Origin of the sequence: Achromobacter sp. (assembly GCF_036567245.1) — a bacterium.
Lineage (GTDB): Bacteria > Pseudomonadota > Gammaproteobacteria > Burkholderiales > Burkholderiaceae_B > Achromobacter.
The window spans coordinates 1-5,007 of sequence record NZ_DATCUY010000226.1; the positions used below are offsets into that span (position 1 = coordinate 1).

6 protein-coding genes are annotated in these 5,007 nt (G+C 66.8%); 2 read left to right on the top strand and 4 right to left on the bottom strand.

All coding sequences use genetic code 11. From position 1 onward, the window contains the following. From phnE to VIR09_RS09915, 3 genes are all read right to left on the bottom strand, one after another. The coding region (phnE, locus tag VIR09_RS09905; RefSeq protein WP_332012703.1) for a phosphonate ABC transporter, permease protein PhnE at positions 1 to 1,003 on the bottom strand (1,003 nt) is incomplete at its 3' end. Further along, positions 1,000 to 1,839, bottom strand: a complete 840-nt coding sequence (locus VIR09_RS09910; RefSeq protein ID WP_332012704.1) for a phosphonate ABC transporter ATP-binding protein — start codon at positions 1,837 to 1,839, stop codon at positions 1,000 to 1,002. The genes phnE and VIR09_RS09910, both read right to left, overlap by 4 nt. 23 nt (positions 1,840 to 1,862) lie before the next feature. Continuing rightward, a complete protein-coding gene (locus tag VIR09_RS09915; RefSeq protein ID WP_332012705.1) occupies positions 1,863 to 2,798 on the bottom strand; it encodes a phosphate/phosphite/phosphonate ABC transporter substrate-binding protein in 936 nt (311 codons plus the stop codon). Positions 2,799 to 3,027: 229 nt separating this feature from the next. Here VIR09_RS09915 and VIR09_RS09920 point away from each other — a divergent pair, with 229 nt between their 5' ends. Beyond that, positions 3,028 to 3,867, top strand: a complete 840-nt coding sequence (locus VIR09_RS09920; protein WP_332012706.1) for an HAD-IIA family hydrolase — start codon at positions 3,028 to 3,030, stop codon at positions 3,865 to 3,867. On the opposite strand, the gene VIR09_RS09925 is transcribed toward VIR09_RS09920, so the two are convergent. Continuing rightward, positions 3,861 to 4,763, bottom strand: a complete 903-nt coding sequence (locus VIR09_RS09925; protein WP_414639412.1) for a MurR/RpiR family transcriptional regulator — start codon at positions 4,761 to 4,763, stop codon at positions 3,861 to 3,863. The genes VIR09_RS09920 and VIR09_RS09925 overlap by 7 nt on opposite strands. Between VIR09_RS09925 and VIR09_RS09930 the strand changes: the two genes are divergently transcribed. After that, the coding region (locus VIR09_RS09930) for a hypothetical protein (RefSeq protein ID WP_332012707.1) at positions 4,762 to 5,007 on the top strand (246 nt) is incomplete at its 3' end. The two genes, VIR09_RS09925 and VIR09_RS09930, sit on opposite strands and share 2 nt — an antisense overlap.

Genomic DNA, 5,007 nt, shown 5'->3' on the forward strand with positions numbered 1-5,007 from the left:
GCAACCGGGCGGCGACCTGGTCCAGCAAGAACACGGTGATAAAGATCACGACGAGAATGGTCCCGACGTGGGCGTACTGGTACATGTCGTAGCGGCCTTTCAGTTCCTGCCCGATGCCGCCCGCGCCCACCAGGCCCACCACCGTGGCCATGCGCACGTTGCGGTCCAGGATGTACAGGGTGTAGCCGGTGAACTTGGGCATGACCTGCGGCAGTACGGCGTAGGCCAGCACGCGCGGCTTGCTGGCGCCGATCGCCGCCAGCGCCTCTTGCGGCTTGGTGTCGGCCGTCTCGATATCCTCGGCGTAGAACTTGCCCAGGAAGCCCATCGAATGGATGGCCAGCGCCAGCACCCCGGCAATCGGGCCGAAGCCGTAGGCCAGCACCAGGAACAGCGCGCAGATCAGTTCCGGCATGGCGCGGAACATACTGACGGTCGCCCGCGCCGCCACGTACAGCAGCCGGTTGGGTGCGTAGTTGCTGGCGCTGCAATAGGCCAGCGGCACGCTGCCCAACACGGCCAGCAGGGTCGCCCAGATCGCGATCTCGAAGGTCTCCACCATCTTGACCGCCACCCGCCACAGATAACCCAGCGGCTCGACCAGGTAGGTCTGCGTGGATACCTCGTCTTCCATCTTCAGCGTGTGCGGATTGAGCCGGCTTTCGGTCACCTGCAACGTTTCCACGCGCGCCAGCCACGGCAGCTGGTCCGGATCGAAGCCCTCGATGCGCGAAGTCTCGGTGCGATACGAGATTTGCAGCGGGAACAGGCTGTCGGCCAGGGCGCCCAGGCCGGACGTGACCTGGGACTGCTCCTTCAGGCCGACCGCGGCCAACGCGCCGTCCAGGGTCAGCGCCGCCATGCGGCCCATCTCGACCCGCTGGCCGGTGTAGAGAAACAGCATCAGCGCGGCGATCACGATCAGCAGCGCGCGGGCGCCGTAGGGCGGATCCAGGCGCCAGGCCGTGTTGTCCACCGGCGTCTTGAATGCGTGCGTGTTCATTGCGCGCCTCCCGCGGACAAGACCGCCGGCCGGATCGGCATTGCCATGCGCGACCCAATACCGCCGCGGCCCGCGAGATCGGGCTCGGCCATGCCGCTCTCCGGCTGCGGGGCCTGATACAGCGCGCGCGCGGTGGCCTCATCGAACGCGCCGGCCGGCCCGTCGAACACCATGACGCCATGGCGCAAGGCGACGATGCGGTCGGCGAATTCCCGCGCCAGGTCGACCTGGTGCAGGCTGCACAGCACGGTGGCGCCGCGTTCCCGGGCCTGATTGCGCAACAGCTGCAGGATGTCGCGGCTGATGCGCGGGTCCAGGCTGGCCACCGGTTCGTCGGCCAGCAGCAAGGCGGGCGCCAGCATGAAGGCGCGGGCGATGCCCACGCGTTGCTGCTGGCCGCCCGACAATTCGCTCACGCGGCGCTGCAGATGCTCGGGCTGCAGGCCGACTTCACGCACCAGATGGCAGGCGCGCTCGCGCAGTTCCGCTGGAAAACGCATCAGATAGGTGCGCCATGCCGGCAGGCTGGGCAAAGCGCCCGACAGCACGTTGGTCGCCACCGTGGCGCGCGACACCAGGTTGAAGTGTTGATGCACCATGCCGATCCGGGGCCGCACGGCCGCCAACGTCGATGGCTGCACCTGCGCGCCGTCGACCCAAACTTCGCCCTGGGTCGGCGTGGTCAATCCGTTGGCCATGCGCAGCAAGGTCGACTTGCCTGCGCCCGAGGCTCCCAGGATCACGCAGAACTGGCCGCGCGGCACCTGCAGCGAAACCGAGTTCAGCGCCGTGGTCCCGTCGGCGTAACGCATGCCCACGGCTTCGTAGCGCAGCATGCCCATTCCGCTTGCTCCGGCGATCACCGCTGGGCCGCCTTCTGCAGGATTTCGCCCTTGATCTCATCGGTCAGCAAGGCCATCTTCGAAGCCGGGCCGGCGAACTGCGCCTCGGAAAACTCGGTATCGAAACGATCCAGCTTGGCGCCGCCGTAGCCGCGCACCATGTCCGGCGTCACGCCGGGCGCCTGGTGCACCGTGGCAAAAGCCTGCTTGAGCGTGGCCTTCAGCGTCTCGGGCAGCTTGGTGTTCATTGCCAGCGGCGGATACGGGATGGGCTCGCTCTTGAAGATCACCTTCACGGACTTCGGATCCACCGCGCCCTGGCGTACCGCCTTGTCGAAGGAATCGAACGACAGCGCGGCCGCGTCGACCTGGCCCTGCACCAGCGCCGCCAGGCTGCTGGCGTGGCTGCCAGTCAGCTGCAGCGCCGCCAGGTCCTTGGCCGGGTCCATGCCGTCCTTGATCATGGACGCCACCTGGAAGGTAAAGCTGGAGGCCGAGTTCACATCGCCGAACGCGGCGCGCTTGCCCTTCAGGTCGGCGAGCGTATTGATGGGCGAATCGGCCTTGGCGAACATCGCCGCGTAGTAGGCGGACTCGCCCTTCTGCACGCCCACGGCGAGCAACTGCGCACATTGGCGCTCATGCGCCTGCACGTAGGAGACGGGCCCCAGGAATGCAACCTCGGCCAGCTGGTTGCACATGCCTTCGACCACGGCGCCATAGGACTGGCCCACCGTCAGCTGGAAATGCAGGCCGGTGCTGCGCGTGATCGCGTTGAAGATCGGGGCGTAGTCGGCCTTGGTGCCCGACTCGGTGCCGCCGTCGGCGGGGATGAGCAGCACGCGCAGCGGACGTTGCTGCGAACCGTCGGCCAAGGCTTGGGCTTGCGCGAGAGGCGCGGCGGCCAGCAGGGAAACGAGCGCCAGGACAGACGCGCAGGTGCGGATTTTCATTTCATTGTTCCTAGTCTGATGAGGTTGCCATCGGGGCGCAACGTGTTCGGCCCTGATTCCGGAACGCAGATTAGTCACCGCACATGACAGGCAAATGAAAATTGCTCAAATCAAAAAAATGAATTTTTGAATTTTGTTCAGATAGAATCTGAGCCGCCGGGCATCTCGAATCGAAGCGGGCGCCCACTCCTTCAACCATGCACGCGCCTCGACGCCTATACGCCGATCCATGACCCGTATTGCCTGCACTCCCCTCTCCGCATCCGCCCAAGCCCCGACGGCCGAACCGCCCTGGACCGTCCGCTCGCGCGGCCTGATCCTGGACCTGGACGGGACCTTGATACGCGGGCATGAAGTAATACCCGGCGCCAGCGAACTGCTGACCCGCTGGGCGGGGCGCTACGTCATCGTGTCCAACAATTCCACCGATACCGCGATGGGCCTGGCGCCACGCTTACGGGCAATGGGCTTGCCGGTAGAGGCCGACACGCTGGTCCTGGCCGGCGAGCAGGCTTTGCGCCATATCGCCCGCCAGCACCCGCGCGCCAAGCTGCTGCTCTGCGCCTCGGATGCGCTGCGGGCCTGCGCCGCAGGCCTTGGGCTGGCGCTGGTGGAGCGCGACGCGGACATCGTGCTGTTGGCGCGCGATCTCGCCTTCGGCTATGGGACGCTGCAGATGCTGGCAAGGGAACTCGCCCGAGGCGCGATATTGATGGTCAGCAACGGCGATCTCACCCACCCCGGCCCGCAAGGAACCATCATCCCGGAGACGGGCGCGCTGCTGCAGTCGGTGCTGGCCTGCGCGCCCGGCGTGCGCCCGCGCATACTCGGCAAGCCCGAAGCCATGCTGCTGGAGGAAGGATTGCGCCGGCTGGGCCTGACGCCCGCGGACACCACGGTCATCGGCGACAACGTGCGCACGGATGGCCTGGGCGCGGTGCGCCTGGGCCTGGGTTATCTGCTGGTTGGGAATGCGCCTTACGCGGATGCGCCGGACGTGGCCGGGCTGCTGGATAGCGCAAGTCCGCGCAGGCATGCGCTGCCGACGGGCATCGAAGGCGATCAGTAGCGCTTGTTCGACAGCACGTCGAAGGTGCTGCGCAGCGTGGAAACGGCTTTGTCATAGTCGGACAAGGCCAGGCAGGCGATGAGGGTGTCGATGATGGCCAGCTGGGCCAGCCGGCTGGTCATCGCCTCGGTGCGGAAACGGGTCTCGCGCGACATGGTGTGCAGCACCACGTCCGCATGTTCCTGGATCGGCGATTTGCCGAAATTGGTGATGCAGATGGTGCGCGCGCCCGCTTCCTTCGCCAGCCGCGTCGCCAATACGGTTTCGTGCGTGCTGCCGGAATGCGAAATGGTCAGCACGGCGACGTCCGGCCCGGTCAGCGATGCGCTGATCGCCTGCACGTGGGAATCGGTCACAGCCGTGGCATGCAAGCCGATGCGCAACATGCGGTAGTGCGCGTCGTGTGCAATCACGGCCGAGCTGCCGATGCCGTAGATTTCCACGCGGCGGGCGCGGCGGATCAGGTCCACCGCCGCCTTCAACGCGGCCACGTCCAGCACCGATTCGGTGTCCTGCAGGGTCTGGATGTTGCTGTGGAAGATCTTGCTGACCACCTGCTCGGGCGTGTCCTTGGCGGCCAGGTCTTCGTGGATGTACTGCACGGGCTGCACGATCTGCTGCGCCAGCGCGATCTTCAGCTGTTGAAAGCCCGTGGCGCCCAGCAGTTTGCAAAAGCCCACCACGCTGCCTTCGCTGCATTGGGTGCGTTCCGCGACTTCACTGACCGACATGTGCACCACGTCCGCAGGATGGCGTATGACGAATTCGCCGATGCGCTGCGAGGCCGCGCCCATCGACGGCAACAGGCTCTGGATGCGCGCCAGCATGGCCTGCGGCGAGCCCCGCTGCGGATCGGCGGCGGATTGCGTTCGGGGGGAGCGTTTGGATGTGGCCATGGCGGAGGTCGAGGAACGGAAACCGGATGCGCAGGCAACGATACCCTACCCGCTGCCGGCGCGGCGACGGCGCATGCTACGGGCCGCAGATGACAGGATATCCGGGCGTTCACGCGCCGCCCATGAAAAAGGCCGGCATGCGCCGGCCTTTCCGTTTGCGGTCGCTTACTTCGCCGGCGTTTCGGCGGGCTTGTCGCCTGCGGCCGGAGCGGCCGGGGTGGCGGGCGCGGCCGGGACCGAGGGC